This is a genomic window from Moraxella tetraodonis (assembly GCF_022359095.1).
Taxonomy (GTDB): domain Bacteria; phylum Pseudomonadota; class Gammaproteobacteria; order Pseudomonadales; family Moraxellaceae; genus Faucicola; species Faucicola tetraodonis.
Genome location: NZ_JACSYB010000001.1, coordinates 1,355,107 through 1,369,982 on the forward strand (window position 1 = coordinate 1,355,107; position 14,876 = coordinate 1,369,982).

The 14,876-nt window shown below is 43.7% G+C and carries 14 protein-coding genes; 8 read left to right on the forward strand and 6 right to left on the reverse strand.

The features are described 5' to 3' along the window. Positions 1–97: 97 nt before the first annotated feature. Both H9W84_RS06035 and H9W84_RS12115 read right to left on the reverse strand, forming a co-directional pair. Complete coding sequence (locus tag H9W84_RS06035; RefSeq protein WP_239742368.1) at positions 98–400, reverse strand: polyhydroxyalkanoic acid system family protein; 303 nt, start codon at positions 398–400, stop codon at positions 98–100. Positions 401–472: 72 nt separating this feature from the next. After that, on the reverse strand, positions 473–1,072 hold the full coding sequence (locus tag H9W84_RS12115) for a TetR/AcrR family transcriptional regulator (protein WP_275579720.1): 600 nt from the start codon (positions 1,070–1,072) through the stop codon (positions 473–475). A gap of 220 nt (positions 1,073–1,292) precedes the next feature. Here H9W84_RS12115 and H9W84_RS06045 point away from each other — a divergent pair, with 220 nt between their 5' ends. The 5 genes from H9W84_RS06045 to H9W84_RS06065 are packed head-to-tail and all read left to right on the forward strand — an operon-like array spanning position 1,293 to position 6,674. Further along, positions 1,293–2,042 carry an SDR family NAD(P)-dependent oxidoreductase gene (locus tag H9W84_RS06045; protein ID WP_239742369.1) on the forward strand — a complete coding sequence of 250 codons (750 nt, stop codon included), beginning with the start codon at positions 1,293–1,295 and terminating at the stop codon, positions 2,040–2,042. Between the two features lie 33 nt (positions 2,043–2,075). Continuing rightward, positions 2,076–3,752 carry an NAD(P)/FAD-dependent oxidoreductase gene (locus tag H9W84_RS06050; RefSeq protein ID WP_239742372.1) on the forward strand — a complete coding sequence of 559 codons (1,677 nt, stop codon included), beginning with the start codon at positions 2,076–2,078 and terminating at the stop codon, positions 3,750–3,752. A 6-nt stretch (positions 3,753–3,758) separates the two neighbouring features. Beyond that, positions 3,759–4,685 (forward strand): DUF1365 domain-containing protein, encoded by a 927-nt coding sequence (locus H9W84_RS06055; protein WP_239742374.1) that lies wholly within the window; start codon positions 3,759–3,761, stop codon positions 4,683–4,685. A 29-nt stretch (positions 4,686–4,714) separates the two neighbouring features. Further along, positions 4,715–6,199 carry an SAM-dependent methyltransferase gene (locus H9W84_RS06060; RefSeq protein WP_239742376.1) on the forward strand — a complete coding sequence of 495 codons (1,485 nt, stop codon included), beginning with the start codon at positions 4,715–4,717 and terminating at the stop codon, positions 6,197–6,199. 58 nt (positions 6,200–6,257) lie between these two features. Next, the gene (locus tag H9W84_RS06065) at positions 6,258–6,674 is read left to right on the forward strand and encodes a DUF2177 family protein (protein ID WP_239742379.1); all 417 of its coding nucleotides are present in this window, start codon (positions 6,258–6,260) and stop codon (positions 6,672–6,674) included. 84 nt (positions 6,675–6,758) lie between these two features. Here the strand turns inward: H9W84_RS06065 and H9W84_RS06070 are convergent, their stop codons facing one another. The 3 genes from H9W84_RS06070 to H9W84_RS06080 form a co-directional block, all read right to left on the reverse strand. Then, positions 6,759–7,490, reverse strand: a complete 732-nt coding sequence (locus H9W84_RS06070; RefSeq protein ID WP_239742380.1) for an SDR family NAD(P)-dependent oxidoreductase — start codon at positions 7,488–7,490, stop codon at positions 6,759–6,761. A gap of 3 nt (positions 7,491–7,493) precedes the next feature. Further along, complete coding sequence (locus tag H9W84_RS06075) at positions 7,494–8,528, reverse strand: NAD(P)/FAD-dependent oxidoreductase (RefSeq protein ID WP_239742382.1); 1,035 nt, start codon at positions 8,526–8,528, stop codon at positions 7,494–7,496. A 157-nt stretch (positions 8,529–8,685) separates the two neighbouring features. Beyond that, positions 8,686–9,201, reverse strand: coding sequence for a fasciclin domain-containing protein (locus tag H9W84_RS06080; protein ID WP_239742384.1), 516 nt, complete (start codon positions 9,199–9,201; stop codon positions 8,686–8,688). 263 nt (positions 9,202–9,464) lie between these two features. Between H9W84_RS06080 and H9W84_RS06085 the strand changes: the two genes are divergently transcribed. Beyond that, on the forward strand, positions 9,465–10,910 hold the full coding sequence (locus H9W84_RS06085) for an FAD-dependent oxidoreductase (RefSeq protein WP_239742386.1): 1,446 nt from the start codon (positions 9,465–9,467) through the stop codon (positions 10,908–10,910). Positions 10,911–11,009: 99 nt separating this feature from the next. Here the strand turns inward: H9W84_RS06085 and H9W84_RS06090 are convergent, their stop codons facing one another. After that, on the reverse strand, positions 11,010–12,674 hold the full coding sequence (locus H9W84_RS06090; RefSeq protein WP_239742388.1) for a fatty acid--CoA ligase: 1,665 nt from the start codon (positions 12,672–12,674) through the stop codon (positions 11,010–11,012). Between the two features lie 272 nt (positions 12,675–12,946). Here H9W84_RS06090 and H9W84_RS06095 point away from each other — a divergent pair, with 272 nt between their 5' ends. Next, a complete protein-coding gene (locus tag H9W84_RS06095) occupies positions 12,947–14,134 on the forward strand; it encodes a cupin domain-containing protein (RefSeq protein WP_239742391.1) in 1,188 nt (395 codons plus the stop codon). 12 nt (positions 14,135–14,146) lie between these two features. Further along, positions 14,147–14,818, forward strand: coding sequence for a hypothetical protein (locus H9W84_RS06100; protein WP_099834016.1), 672 nt, complete (start codon positions 14,147–14,149; stop codon positions 14,816–14,818). Positions 14,819–14,876: the final 58 nt, after the last annotated feature.

Here is a 14,876-nt window from a genome sequence, read left to right on the forward strand (position 1 = left end):
TTTGACACCGATAGCTTTTATTTCGCATAATGTATATTATGTTAAATAAAATAATTCAAACTAAACGCTAACTGCCATTCAAAGTTCCCTGTATCTGCTAACGGTCTTTTACCGCTTGCAATGCATTATCAAGATTTTGATTGACTGTCTTTTCTATTAGCGGCAAAAAACTTTTAAATAAAAACCCAAGCGTTGCTTGCATATCAAATACCTTATCATCCACTGTTAACGTACCTGTCACACCGGCACGAGAAAAGTTGACGCGTATTTGCTCATCACTGCGCACTACATCGCAATGCATTTTATAGTCTTTTTCTGCTGAGACAATCCAGTCTTCGGTTATCTCAAAGGCTTGCGCTTTACTGATGCCATGCTCACGATGAATCACAAAATTACTCATACTTTTCTACTCTTTTTCTACGCTGTCTTGGGTTTTTAGCTGTCTATTTTTAGTGGTCTGCGTTCGCTGAATTTAGGTTAGCCCTTCAAAACACGTGCGGGTTACGATAGCGATAATCTCATCATCGTCATACAGCTGAGATGAGCGTAAAAACCCCAGTACAGGGTCACAAGCTCTGGCATATAAGGTATATAAAATTGCCAGTCCTGGTATGTTGCTTTGTAGCCTGCCCTCTGCTTGCGCTTGCTCAATCCATTCACCGATGCTATCTGACAACATGACCAAGTTGTTGGTGTAATCATCATTAGCAATTAGCAGCTCGCGCAGTTGGGAGTTTTCACTCGGCAGATTTGGCATTTTTTGCGCCAGTTTTAGTCGCATCGCCCACTGTGTCAGCGCTTTGAGCTTATCGATGGCGGTTTGGTCGGTCGTGTTTAGCTGATTGATGACCTCAATCGCTTTGTACATGATATCAACCAGCGCCGCCATGCCTAGCGCTTCTTTACTGGGAAAATGTCGATACAATGACGCCTTGGCAATCCCTACCGTATCAGCAATCTCATCGACGGTCATCGCGTCATAGCCTTTAGTGGCTAACAAATGGTTGACCGTTTCAATAATCAACGACTCACGCTCTAGCATCATTCGCTGTTTAAACGTTAACTTTTTCATCACAAGTTTCTAATGTTTTTCAGGTTTCTAATATTTATGAGGTTAAAAATTAGCTAATATTATACTACAAATGTTTTTATGATACTTATTATTTGATTATATACCAATAATTATATTTTTATACCAAATAGTATAAAAACTATTGCCAACCATCCGCTACTCTTTTATAGTATGCGTTAAGCCGTTTTCAAAATTTTGTATTGAATTATATTGAGTCGCTATGATGCCCACCCCCAATTCCTCAAAGCCTTTATCCATCGTCATTACAGGTGCAACCTCAGGCATCGGTTTACAGTTGGCGATGGATTATCTAAGCCAGGGGCATGAGGTGTATACGGTGGGTCGAAACAGCGATGTTTTGCACACGTTGGCAACGATGGGCGCAAAAACGATTCAGCTTGACTTGACCGAGTATGATGCCGTAATGCAAGCATTTAGCGACATTAAAACGCTGGATTTATTCATCGCGGCAGCAGGTGTTTGCGAATACATTGACATGCCAAACTTTGATTCGCGGTCTATCATGAGGGTGATGAATGCAAATTACGGCTCGTTAGTGCATGCCATCGAAGCGCTACTACCCGCCCTGAAAGCAACTAAAGGTAAAATTGTCACCGTCGGCTCTGCTTCTGCTTTAGTGCCGTTTGTGCGTGCAGAGGGGTATGGTAGCTCAAAAGCGGCAATCCATTATCTGAGCAAAACATTGCAAATGAGCCTGCAACCTTATGGTGTCAAAGTGGCTTTGGTAGTACCGGGCTTTGTCAAAACGCCGATGACGCTGCAGAACGACTTTCCAATGCCTTTTTTGCAAACCGTACAGCAAGCCAGCCAAGCCATTCAACAAGGCATTGCCAATGATGATAATGTCATTGAATTCCCGCAGACATTGGTACAGCCCTTAAAGCTATTGGCGCAGTTACCTGATGCAGTATGGCATTTTGTGGGTTCAAAACTTTCTCATACAACTTAATCATTTGACTTGGCTTTAAAGGTATATCCGCACATGGCAATGTTTACAAAAAAATCCCTGAACTCTACTCACACAGCCCCCAAGCCTGTGGTGGCTAATCCTATAGTAGCCAAGCCTACTAAGCCAAAGATTGCCATGCCAAAGATTGCTATTATTGGCAGTGGGGTATCAGGGCTAACGTGTGCGTATTATCTCAAAGACAGTCATGCAGTGACGGTATTTGAAAGCAATGATTATCTGGGCGGGCATGTCAATACGCTGGATGTCAGCGTTACCGAGCGCTCACTTTTTAACAATCCGTTTTTTAACAACCCGTTTAGACCATCAACCGAAAAAGTCGCCATTGATACAGGCTTTATTGTATTTAATGAGCGTACTTACCCCAATTTTATTCGCCTGCTTGATGAACTCAATGTGCCGTTTCAAAAAGCTGAGATGAGTTTTTCGGTTAAAAATACTTATATTAATTTTGAATACAATGGTCACACGTTAAACAGTCTGTTTTCTCAGCGTCGCCATGTGCTAAGCCCTCGATTTTGGCAATTTGTTCAGCAGATTTTACGCTTTAATCGCGAGACCAAATCACTATTAGCGAATTTTCGCCAAGCCGATAAAATGCAGCAAGCAGCTTTGAGCCAGCAAACACTCGGGGATTATTTAGACAGTCATGACTATGGCGAGTTGTTTAAAACCAACTACTTGGTGCCGATGGTGTCTGCGATATGGTCGATGGGAATGGATGACGCCAAGCGTTTTCCCCTACTCTTTTTTGCCCAGTTTTTTGATAATCATGGGCTGCTAGATGTGGTCAATCGCCCACAGTGGTTTACCTTGGTGGGCGGCTCGAAGCAATACGTCAATGCCTTAGTCACTCGGCTTGCTGCAGCAGGTACAACCCTGTATATCAATACCCCAGTGCAATCGGTAACGCGTGGCAAGGATGGCGTTAGCATTGAATTTATTCATCAAGGTAAGCGTCAAACCCAAGTGTTTGATGACGTTGTATTTGCTTGCCATGCCGATGTAGCAAGACGTCTACTAGCTGACATCACTGAGACAGAATCGGCTATTTTAGGGGCTTTTGACTATACAGATAACGAAGCGGTTTTGCATACTGACACCCAAGTTCTACCCAAAAAACCGCTGGCTTGGGCAAGTTGGAATTACGCGATAGATAAACCGACCGCGCGCGTGGCTGACCAAAAACCTATATTGACGTATCACATGAATATCCTTGAGCGATTGAGCGCAAAACATAACTATTTGGTGACGCTTAATACGCCGATTAATGAGGCGCATGTCATTAAACGTGTGGATTATCGCCACCCTGTGTATGACAACAAAATGACCGATGCCCAAAAACGCTGGCATGAAATTTCAGCGAAGCGGCATACCCATTTTTGTGGTGCTTATTGGTTTAATGGGTTTCATGAAGATGGGGTAAAAAGTGGCTTGCGGGTATGCCAAAGTTTGGGGGTAGATATCGACATTTTGCTCACTACCAATACCACAGCTGCCACAACCGCTGCACAAATCAAACGGCTGTCTAAGCCCAGCAAACCGTCGGCAAAATTTACCGCGTCAAAGTTACCGAGCCACGCTGATAAAAAACGCTCGGTGCTGCAGCGACGGCAAGTAACCGCCACGACCAACCATGCGTTTTGCCAAAACCTAGCGCATGATGGTTTGTGCAACACCCCTCAAAGGTAAATCATCATGATATTTGCCCATCAAATCCTGCAAGGTGTGACTTGGCATGCCAGACAAATCCCTACCAATCATGAATTTCATTACCCCTATCGGTTTTGGGCAGTCAATTTAACCCAGCTAGCGGACAATCCATTACCTAAGGTCAATATGGTCGCTAGTCATGTACCAACATGGTTGCCCCAATGGCTGAAAAAATCGCTACAACAATCATTGAAGATCCCTCTGCTATCACAACACCATTGGGCGCTTTATCAATTCCATCAAGCAGATTATTTTGCTATCAATCGATTAGACACCTCTTTGGATAACCGTCTAACCGCGTCAGTAGCACAACCTACGCCATCGGCTAGTTTATTGGTCAAAGCCCAACAAACTTGGCAGCAATTGACTGGCAGTCAGCCGACTGGCGACGTGGTGGCTTTGGTGGTGTTACGTAATATGGGTTGGTATTTTAGCCCTGTCAATTTTTATATTGGCTTTGATGACAACCAACAGCCAAGCCATTTTTTGGCAGAAGTCTCTAACACCCCTTGGAATAAACGCCATTACTATGGTTTTTTACTCACAGGTGAAAAGACCTTGTACCAACATGACAAAGGTTTTCATGTATCGCCTTTTAACCCCATCAATCAGCAATATCATTGGCGTGTTGAGATTCACCCTAAACGCTATGCATCGGCAAATGACAATCCTGAGCAAAATGGCTTTGATGTTGTGATTGATATTGGGCTGACAGATAGCCGCGGCAAAGTGTTTAATGCAGGCGTGAGTCTAAAAGGCGTTCAATTAGACGAGGCTTCGGTGATAACGGCGATTAAGCGCCGACCATGGATGAGTGCCACATCGCTACTGCGAATTTACTGGCAGGCTTTTAAATTATACGTGCTAAAACGTGTGCCTTATCAAGCTTATAACCAACGTTTACCCCAATAGTTAACTGAAATTTTTTATGGGAATTGACTATGACACCGTCTTCTTTAGAGGCTAAAAACACTGCAACTTCTCACCCGTCAAATCACCTATCAAAAGGTAAGGAGACTTTGGTGAAACGCCGTCAATCCGATTTAGCCAAGCGGCGCTTCCTTACGGATTACCTACCCAACCCAATTGTTGACCATCTGCTCACGCCCGTTCAACAAAGTGCGGCGAAAGCAGCGCGGCAAATAATATTTTTATTGCTATCAAAGCTCAAACAGGGTCATCTTACCGTGATTGAAACCTTTCATCAGTCTGACGATATAGCAACTAAGGTGGCGACTAAGGTAGCTACCCACAAAACCTTTGGTATTAGCGTGATGAATACTGAGCCTGTAACACAGTCGCCAGTGAGCGATACAAAACGAACGCTAGGGGAACAAATTGGCAATCATCCTTTGGCAGTGACACTCACCATTCATTCACCGCAAGTGTATCAACACCTATTAACAGGCGGTTCGATTGCTTTTGCTGATGATTATATTGATGGCTTATGGCAAGCCGATGATTTAACAGCATTTTTACGCTTGATTGCGCGCAATTTGACCCTCATCAATACCATCGAAGCCAAATTTGCCAATTTGACCAAACGCTGGGAACACCGCCAACATCGCAATCGGCATAATGATAAACGCAACGCCAAATCCAATATTTTAGCCCATTATGATATTGGCAATGCGATGTATGCATTATTTTTGGATGAGCGTATGATGTATTCATCGGCAATTTATCCGACACCCTCGTCAAGCTTGGCGGCAGCCCAAACCCACAAGTTGGCAAAAATTTGTGAATTGGCTGAGTTAACAGCTGACGATCATGTTATTGAAATCGGCACGGGCTGGGGTGGGTTTGCTATTTATGCCGCCACCCAGTATGGCTGCCGTGTCACCACCACAACTATCTCAGACGCGCAGTATGAAGAAGCCAAACGCCGCATTGCCGCTGCCAATCTAACCGACAAAATCACCCTGCTAAAACAAGATTACCGTGAGCTTACCGGCAAATATGACAAGCTGGTCAGTATTGAGATGATTGAAGCGGTCGGTCATGAATATTTGCCAGATTTTTTTGCCCAATGTAATCGACTGCTCAAAGATAATGGGCTGATGGTATTACAAGCGATTACCTTTAATGACCGAGGTTATCAAAAATATTTGCACGCGGTGGATTTTATCCAAACCCATGTTTTCCCCGGCGGGTGTTTATTGTCTAACAGTGAAATTCTCAGCCAAGCGCGTGACCATACCGATATGCAAGTAACGTCATTGGTTGATTATGGCTATGATTATGCCCGTACCTTGATTGATTGGCGCTATAATTTTATGCAGGCGCTACCGCAGCTCAAGGCACTCGGCTATGACGATGCGTTTATGCGTTTGTGGCATTTTTATTTTGCGTACTGTGAAGCAGGATTTTTGGAAAAAACCATTGGCGTGGTGCAAGTACGCCTTGAAAAAGCCCAGTACCGTTAACCCAATTCGCGCGGCAACGGCTTCATGACAATTAATAACAGGACACAAGGATTTAGCAATGGCACCATTAAACTATCTGTGGGTATATCTGATCGCCGTCATGGTATTTTTGGGTATTGATGCCGTATGGCTTAAAACCATGACCCAACGCTTTTATGCACCGCGCATTGGACATTTACTCAGTGAATCACCCAATATGGCCGCAGCAGGCGTGTTTTATCTATTTTATGTTTTTGCGCTTTGTGTGGTGGTCATTTACCCGCAGCTAAAAGCTCACGCATCATTGGCAGTACTGGCAGGGTATGGGGTGGTCATTGGGCTGATGGCATATGGAACGTATGATTTTACAAGCTTAGCATTACTTAAAGGTTATGACAAAACTGCGGCACTGGTTGATTTCATTTGGGGCGGCTTTGTCACAGGATTAACTTGCGTGATTGTGGGCGTCATCTACAAAAACTGGTTGGTGGACTAGCCTTAAGCTAGGTACGAAGCTACCACCCTAATACAAGGCTAATGCACAATTTTAAGACTGATTTAAGGCGGATTTAAGGCGGATTTAAGGCATGATTTCTTTGCCGTCCCAAGCCCAAATTTTGCCCGAGTCTTTGGGGGTGAGCTGATGCAAAACCTTAAGTAAACTTTGTGCTGAGAACGCTGGGGTAAATAATTTACCTTCTGCCACATTTTTTTGAAAGGGTCTGGATAACTCACTGTCTACCGTGCCGGGGTGCAAAGCAACAATAATCGCGTTGGGGTTTTTTCGTTGCAGTTCGATGCTTAAATTTTTAATGCCCATATGTAAACTTGCTTTTGCCATTCGATAACCATACCACCCGCCCAAGCGATTATCCGAAATACTCCCTACCCGTGCCGACAATACGGCAAATAGCGACTGCGAGGATTTGTTTAAGGCGGGCAAGGCGTATTTGGCAATCATCATCGGTAATACCGCATTGATATGGAAATATTGATGCAGCTGGTCGGCTGTGATATCTCGCAGCGATTTTTCAGGCGCGATGTGTTGAGCCTCGAGTTTAGAGTCATGTAATAACCCAATCGTCACAATGACACTGTCCAACGCTTGAGTGCTGCTTATCGCTTTGATAAACGCGGCGATAGCCAGTTCATCATCAAAATCAAGCTGATGAGGGACGATATGAGGATGGCTAAATGCCGGGGGTTTTCTGGCAATGGCATGAATGGTGGCATTTGGATAGGCGATAGCCAAACAATCACAAAATGCCTTTCCAATCGCGCCAGAAGCACCAAATATGGCGATATGTTGCATACGCTACTCGCTTTTTAGTAATTTAATTATCGCTTTTGCCAGTTTTTGACCGCTTAAGTAGGCAGACTCGACATCACCCTTAAGTAGCCAGTCCCCACAGACGCCGATGTTTTGTTCGCTGTCTAGTAGATAGCCTAAATGGTGGTCACCTGATTGGGGGTTAACCGCTTCGCCTGTGGCATAGCGCCAGTGGTGTATGTCTTTGTGTGCTGCAGTCGATAAATCGATACCCAATACTTGACTAGCCGCTTGTGTCAAATGGTTGATACAGGCAGTTTTATCTTCCTCGATATGTCTATTGGTCCATGCTGGGGTACTATGAATCACAAGGCTATAACCGCCTTCGCGATGGGGTTTTGCACTATTGACAATAATTTTACCGATATCCTCACTCTCGATTTTGGCATACTCATAGTCTAAAGCCAGCGGTGGATCAAATCCTAGCATCAGCACACTACAGGGCATGAGCGCATATTTATTCAACACTTTGGTATGTAGCGATGTTTGAGCAAAGCTTTTTGCTTGTTCTACCGGCATCGCCGAAATAATCCAATCAAACTGACCCAATGTTTCACCCTTGTCACTTAACAACTCCCAACTATTAAAAATCGGATGATGGTCAATGATAGAGGCTACCCTAGTATTGCGCTGCACAGTTAAGCCACGGGCGAGATGTTTACCAATGGCATTCATGGCGGGTATGCCGACATAGTAGTCAGAATAGCAGTCAGAGACTTTGGGCACGGAGTGTGGTTTGGTAGATACAAGGGAATCATCGGGGGTAGCTTGGTCAACTGCCCACACTGCAACCACCCCTTCAGTGAGTAATTGATTGACAAAACCTTGAAAATCGTCGTCACTGGCAGTAAACGCCGCAACACCATGATCAAAATAAAATGGTTCGGCACGGCGCGTTGCCAGTCGCCCACCGATGCCACGGGATTTTTCAAAAATCACTACGTCGTGCCCTGCTTGTTGCAACGCTTTACCACAAGTTAATCCTGCTAATCCTGCACCGATAATGGCAATCCGTTTCATAGTTTTACCCGCTCTATACGATTTTTGAAAGTTAAAAAAATAGCGATGACTCGTATCACCGCTATGCCATCGGACCAATAAATTGTTGGCTACTATAACTAAAGATAACTATGGATCAAGACAACAATTTATCGGCGATAACTTTATCTATGATAACTTATCTCTTTGGCAATATCACACGGTCAATCACATGTACTACACCATTGCTCGCTTTGATATCTGTGGTGACAATATTGGCAACACGTCCATTGGCATCTTGTAATTTACCATTTGAAGTCACCATGACGTTTTGACCTTGTAAGGTTTTAACCATACCTGGCTTGACATCTTTTGCCATCACTGTGGCTGGCAGTACATGATAAGTTAACACAGATTGCAATAATGGTTTGTTTGCAAACAATTGCGCTTTGGTCATACCGAGCTCAGCAAGTAAATTGGCAAACGCAGCATTGGTCGGTGCAAATACCGTGATGTTTTTAGTAGTCGCGACGGTGTCGGCTAAACCTGCGGCTACCACCGCTTCAACTAATATTGAAAAATCTGGATTTGATTTTGCCACATCAACAATATTAGCCGTGTGCATCGGTGCATGAGCGGTATGGGTTGGTGTCGTGGCACAACCGGCTAATAACGTGGTAGAAATCGCCGCTGCTAAGAAGGCTTGTTTTAACATACTTATTTTCCTTATTTAATTATGATTGTTGGATAAAATACAGGTCAGCTTTTCAAGCTAAATTAACTTTAACTGATAATATTAGAATTTTCAATATATTTTTATACTAAAAAGTATAAAAAATACTACTTATTTTAATATATACTATTGGGTAAAATTCATTAACAACAAAAGCGACAATTACTGCATAAATGTCACAGTAACTAGATTATTTTCCGCTACAATTTATTTCTTCACTTTGGGCAACGCATAAGGGCAAAATTATGTACGTTAATTCAGGTACGCAAGCACCGACTGTAGCAGTGATTGGCGGTGGTTCAGCAGGTTCTACGATTGCTATACGGCTGGCAATGGCTGGCATCCATGTGCATTTGATTGAAAAAAATGCCAGCCTTATCAACGCCCCACCCATGTGTCATCTGCATGCAGGTGGCAATTTGTACCGCGAAATCAGTGATGAAGATTGCCGCATGTTGATGCGCCAATGTATTGATATTGCCAAGTTGTATCCAGAGAGTATTGATGTACGCCCCACCCTCATCACGGTGCCAAAACGCGATAACAATACCGCCACTGACTTACTGCCACGTCTTGAGATGTTAACGGCTTACTATCAATCATTGGTTGATGCTGACCCTAGCAACCAAGTGTTGGGCAAAGTTCAAGATTATTACCGAGTATATGACAAGCAGCAAATTCAACAACTGATTCAATTAGAAGCTAAAGACATTCCGACCACTACGGATGAGTGGGTTGTGGCGGCTCTTAAAGTAATGGATTTGGAAAAACTGCAATACCCCATCATTGCGGTGCAAGAATTTGGCTGGAACATTTTTAGACTCTCTGCCAGTGCTTTTTTACAATTGCAGCACTTACAGCGCGCTCAGTTACATCTAAATGCCCAAGTTGATGATTTAAAACGTCATATGGATGGCTGGCAAGTGTCATTTACCGATGAACATGGCAAGCTTCAGCGTATCTATGCCGATTTTGTAGTCAATGCTTGCGGGTTTAGAACTGGTATTATGGATGACAAAGCAGGCGTGCATATCAAACGCATGGTAGAATTTAAAGCTTCTTATATCAGTGAATGGCGTGATTATAAGGGGCGTTTGCCTGAGATTATTTTTCATGGCGAGCGTGGCACGCCCAATGGCATGGCGCAGTTCACCCCTTATCCTGATGGGTTTTTTCAGCTACATGGCATGACCGAAAACATCACCTTATTTAATGATGGGTTGACCAAAGCTACACAAAAAAGCAGCCAACCGCCCATTAATCCACAATATCTAAATTATATTGAAAACGGTTGGGAGCCAAACGCACTAAAACAGCGCACCCAAAACGCCATAGATTATGTCAGTGAATTTGTGCCAAGTTTTCGAACTGCACAAGCAGGAGATAATGCACTATATGGTGGGCAGCAAGTACCGAGTGATGATATTACTGTGCGCGTCGCAGATTTGCAGGTGTTTGCCAAGCTGCGTTATGCGGTGGCAGAAAATGTGAAAGCCAATTCTACCCTAGATGTGGCAGATAAAGTCATGGATGCGCTAGTTGATGCCAATTTAATAGAAAAATCTGCTTGCAAACGTCCCAACTGGCACAAAATTGATATCAATGAGGTCAATATAGTGGCACGCGATATTGCCAAAGCCCGACATTACCCATTACCAATGGCAAAGGTCAATCAGCGCTTACTGGTTTGATGGATTGCTTGATTATTTGATTGGTTGGGTAATAAAAAAGGTAGAAAAAATTCTACCTTTTTTACTTTCTTTTTTACTTTATCGTGATTAAGTAACAGTCTAAGCAAATAACCCTTGGGCATATTGGTCGCGGATGACTTTTTTATCAATTTTACCCACGCTGGTTTTTGGCAATTCCGTGATAAATTTCACATCCTGCGGAATACCGTATTTTGGCAAATGACCGCGCTCATACGCTTGCTGCGCAATCGCGATGATGTCTTCGGCTTTGGTGTCTTGATAATCGGGTTTGAGCACAATTAATGCCATCGGACGTTCACCCCAGCGCGCATCAGGAATCGCAATCACAGCAATATCGGCAACGCTTGGATGTAATGACATGATGGTTTCTACTTCAAGTGAAGAGATCCATTCGCCGCCCGATTTGATGACATCTTTTAGCCGGTCGGTGATTTTGACATTGCCTTTTGCGTCCATCCAACCGATATCTTGGGTGTGCAGATAACCGCCCTCCCACAGCTCGTTTCCTGCATCCTGGTTTTTGTAGTAACTCTGCGTCAACCAAGGTGAACGCACCACGATTTCGCCTGTGGATGTGCCATCGTTTGGCATACGTTTGCCGTTATGCCAGATTTGCAAATCGACCAATGGCACCGGCGAGCCTGACAAGCAGCGATGCTCAATTTGTTGCTCTTCGTTCATGTGTTGGAATGTTTCATCAAAGTTGACAATGCTGATAATTGGACAAGTCTCTGACATGCCATAACCCGTAGACACTTCGATGCCGCTGGCTACAGCCATTTTGGCAAGTCCTTGATTAAGCTTAGAGCCACCGACGACCATTTTTAAGCCGTTGAATTTTTCTTGGCGTTTGTTGATTTCACCCAGTAGCATTTGCAAAATCGTTGGCACGCCATGGGTGATGGTGACTTTGTGTTGTTGTACCAAGTCAACCATGGTGGAAGGCACATAGCGACCTGGATAGATTTGCTCCAGCCCTAGCATGGTTGCGACAAATGGAAACCCCCAAGCATGGACATGAAACATCGGTGTCATTGGCATATAGACATCCGAGTAGCGTAGCCCTTGACCTTCGACATTCAGCGCACAGCCAATTGCGACGACGAGCGTATGCAGGACGATTTGACGATGGCTAAAAAATACGCCTTTGGGATTGCCGGTTGTACCGCTGGTATAGAAGGTTGTGGCAATGGTGTTTTCATCAAAATCTTCAAACTCGTACTCATCGCTGGCTTGTGCTAGCATGGCTTCATATTCGCCTTGGGCGTATGGGGGCATTGGCGTGTTGTTATCATCCAACCAAATCACATGCTCGACCGATGGCGCATCTTGGGTATGGCTTTTGATCATCGGTGAAAATTCTGAATTTAACAGTAGCGCTTTTGGTTTGGCATGATTGATGGTATATAGCACTTTGTCTTCTGACAAACGCACATTGACGGTTTGCAAGATATAGCCACACATCGGGATGGCAAAATAACATTCCAAATAACGGTGTGTATCCCAATCCATGACCGCAACCACATCGCCTTTTTGTAGATTTAAGCCTTTTAAGACATTGGCTAAGCGATTGACACGTTTGAAAAACTCTTGATAGGTGTAACTGGTTTTGTCAGCGTAATGGATTTTTTTGTCGCCAGAGACCACTTTGGCGCGAGACAATAAATTTTTGATAAGCAAGGGAAAACCATAAGCTTGGTCGGCTTGTAGGTAGTTTTCGTGCTGATTTAAAATAGCTGTCATAGAACATTCCTTTGTTGTGGTATAACTGTTGTTGTATAAACAACGAGTCAATCAAATATTGCTCGTCTAACTTTCCTGTGAGTACTTCCTTGTGAGTATTGACTATATACGAGCGTTATAACCAATACAACAAAAAATATGAAACTTTCCAGTTCAATATGTTTCATATTTTTACGCTTGTTTTACACTTTGATGAAAAAAATTTTATTATAGGATTTTGGTATACTGCCTTTGCTATAATGCGCGTTACCTATCCCACTGAACGAAAAAATATGACCCAGCACTTTTGTTTGCCTAGCGATATCAGCCCCGAACAATTTTTGATCGAGTACTGGCAAAAAAAACCACTGCTAATCAAGCAGGGCTTGCCGCAATTAGTTGGTATGTTTGAGCCAGACGATATCATCGGGCTTGCCCAAGATGAAGACGCCACTGCCCGACTCATCAGCGAAAATAACCAGCAATGGTCACTTAAAACCAGCCCTCTTACCGCCAAAGACTTTCAAAAACTGCCAAAACATTGGACGGTGCTGGTGCAAAATATGGAACAATGGTCGCCAGCGCTTGGCAACCTATGGCATGCGTTTGATTTTATTCCGCAGTGGCAACGTGATGACATTATGGTGTCGTATGCGCCCTCAGGTGGCAGCGTTGGCAAGCATTATGACAATTACGATGTCTTTTTGGCGCAAGGATACGGCAAACGTCATTGGCAATTGGGCAAGTATTGCGACCAAACAACCCAATTTGAAGCAGGTCAACCGATTCGTTTGATGAATGAAATGGGTGAGCTGATATTTGATGAGGTGCTTGAGCCAGGCGATGTGCTGTATGTACCGACCAATCTCTCTCATTACGGGGTGGCCGTTGACGATTGTTTAACTTTTTCGTTTGGCTTTAGGCGCCCCACCCCATTACAGCTGCTCGATAGTTTGGCAGATGTGGCTACCCATTTTGATGATTTAGCCATTCCCTTCAAAATCAACCAACCCGCCGCCGTTGCAGGCGAGCTGTCGATAGCCAGCGTTCACGATATCAAAGCGCAGCTGATTGCGCTGCTAAACTCTGAACTTGGCGATGAAATAATCACTCAAGCGATTAGCGAAACGGTAAGCAAGCGTCAATATGAGCTGATGCTCCCTGACACGTATGCCGATATTGATGAGATACAAAGCGCTTTGGCAGCGGGTGCAGTCATCATGCAAGACATGTCTAGCCGTATTATCTTTACCCAAACCCAAGCGGATTCAAAAACTCAAGCAAAAATTTATGTCAATGGCTGTGCTATTGACGCGGACGATATACCCGCTAACGCGCAATCACTCCTCATTCGGCTTGCCAATGGTGAATCAATCGATGAGCAAATTTTGCAAGCAGCCGATGTCGAAACTGATATAATTTGTGATTGGATAGAAAATGGCTGGGTAGTGATTGATTACCCTGAAGAAATCATTGGATAACGAAAAAATATTATGAGCTATTATTTTGGGTTTACCCCTTCCGTAGAATTGAGCGCCACCATTGATAAGGCGTATGAGCTGATTGCTAGCAAAAGTAGCGAACGCTATGATGGTTATCGCGATAAAATCACCCAGTTGACCAGTAAAGAGCTGATGGATGCGCTACTGATTAAATTAATCGAATCGCTACCGGATGATTCAGAACGAAAAGCGCATTTGATTAAAACCGCAGAAACCATTGAAGCGACCAGCGACAAACTGATTAACACACTGTTAAGCCCTACAAAAAATGAAGATGTGTTACCTAGCTTTGATTTTTTTGACCAAAAAGTGTTAAAAAACACCCAATCGGGTGAACGTCGTATCTCGGTGCCGCTGAGTGACGAGCTAGCAAAGAATTTACTGGCTACCATAGAAAATGTCCAAGCAGGTAAAGGGCTTGAAGAGCAGCAAAATTTGATTCGGTTATTTGGCGAGCTAACCAAAGCCTGTTTGCAGCATTTTTTGGTCGATTTTACCAAAACGCTCAATTTAAATATGCTTAAACGTGCGGCAATTCCAGTGACCGATGGTATCATCGTTAAAGTAATTGATATCGCGCTACGCCGTTTAATCCCCCAAATGCCACAAGAATCGCTTGAGCGTTTTACCAAACATTACCAAGCGTTAATATTTAACGATTAGGTATTGCTAACCGTTATTATTCAATTGGATAAAACTGCGTTACAATAGCCCACTTATT

Excerpts from the sequence above, each read along its gene's own strand:
- H9W84_RS06090 (WP_239742388.1), bottom strand. The coding sequence starts at position 12,674 with ATGACAGCTATTTTAAATCAGCACGAAAACTACCTACAAGCCGACCAA.
- H9W84_RS06075 (WP_239742382.1), bottom strand. The coding sequence starts at position 8,528 with ATGAAACGGATTGCCATTATCGGTGCAGGATTAGCAGGATTAACTTGT.
- H9W84_RS06035 (WP_239742368.1), bottom strand. The coding sequence starts at position 400 with ATGAGTAATTTTGTGATTCATCGTGAGCATGGCATCAGTAAAGCGCAA.
- H9W84_RS06100 (WP_099834016.1), top strand. The coding sequence starts at position 14,147 with ATGAGCTATTATTTTGGGTTTACCCCTTCCGTAGAATTGAGCGCCACC.
- H9W84_RS12115 (WP_275579720.1), bottom strand. The coding sequence starts at position 1,072 with ATGAAAAAGTTAACGTTTAAACAGCGAATGATGCTAGAGCGTGAGTCG.
- H9W84_RS06080 (WP_239742384.1), bottom strand. The coding sequence starts at position 9,201 with ATGTTAAAACAAGCCTTCTTAGCAGCGGCGATTTCTACCACGTTATTA.
- H9W84_RS06070 (WP_239742380.1), bottom strand. The coding sequence starts at position 7,490 with ATGCAACATATCGCCATATTTGGTGCTTCTGGCGCGATTGGAAAGGCA.
- H9W84_RS06060 (WP_239742376.1), top strand. The coding sequence starts at position 4,715 with ATGACACCGTCTTCTTTAGAGGCTAAAAACACTGCAACTTCTCACCCG.
- H9W84_RS06045 (WP_239742369.1), top strand. The coding sequence starts at position 1,293 with ATGATGCCCACCCCCAATTCCTCAAAGCCTTTATCCATCGTCATTACA.
- H9W84_RS06095 (WP_239742391.1), top strand. The coding sequence starts at position 12,947 with ATGACCCAGCACTTTTGTTTGCCTAGCGATATCAGCCCCGAACAATTT.
- H9W84_RS06085 (WP_239742386.1), top strand. The coding sequence starts at position 9,465 with ATGTACGTTAATTCAGGTACGCAAGCACCGACTGTAGCAGTGATTGGC.
- H9W84_RS06065 (WP_239742379.1), top strand. The coding sequence starts at position 6,258 with ATGGCACCATTAAACTATCTGTGGGTATATCTGATCGCCGTCATGGTA.
- H9W84_RS06050 (WP_239742372.1), top strand. The coding sequence starts at position 2,076 with ATGGCAATGTTTACAAAAAAATCCCTGAACTCTACTCACACAGCCCCC.
- H9W84_RS06055 (WP_239742374.1), top strand. The coding sequence starts at position 3,759 with ATGATATTTGCCCATCAAATCCTGCAAGGTGTGACTTGGCATGCCAGA.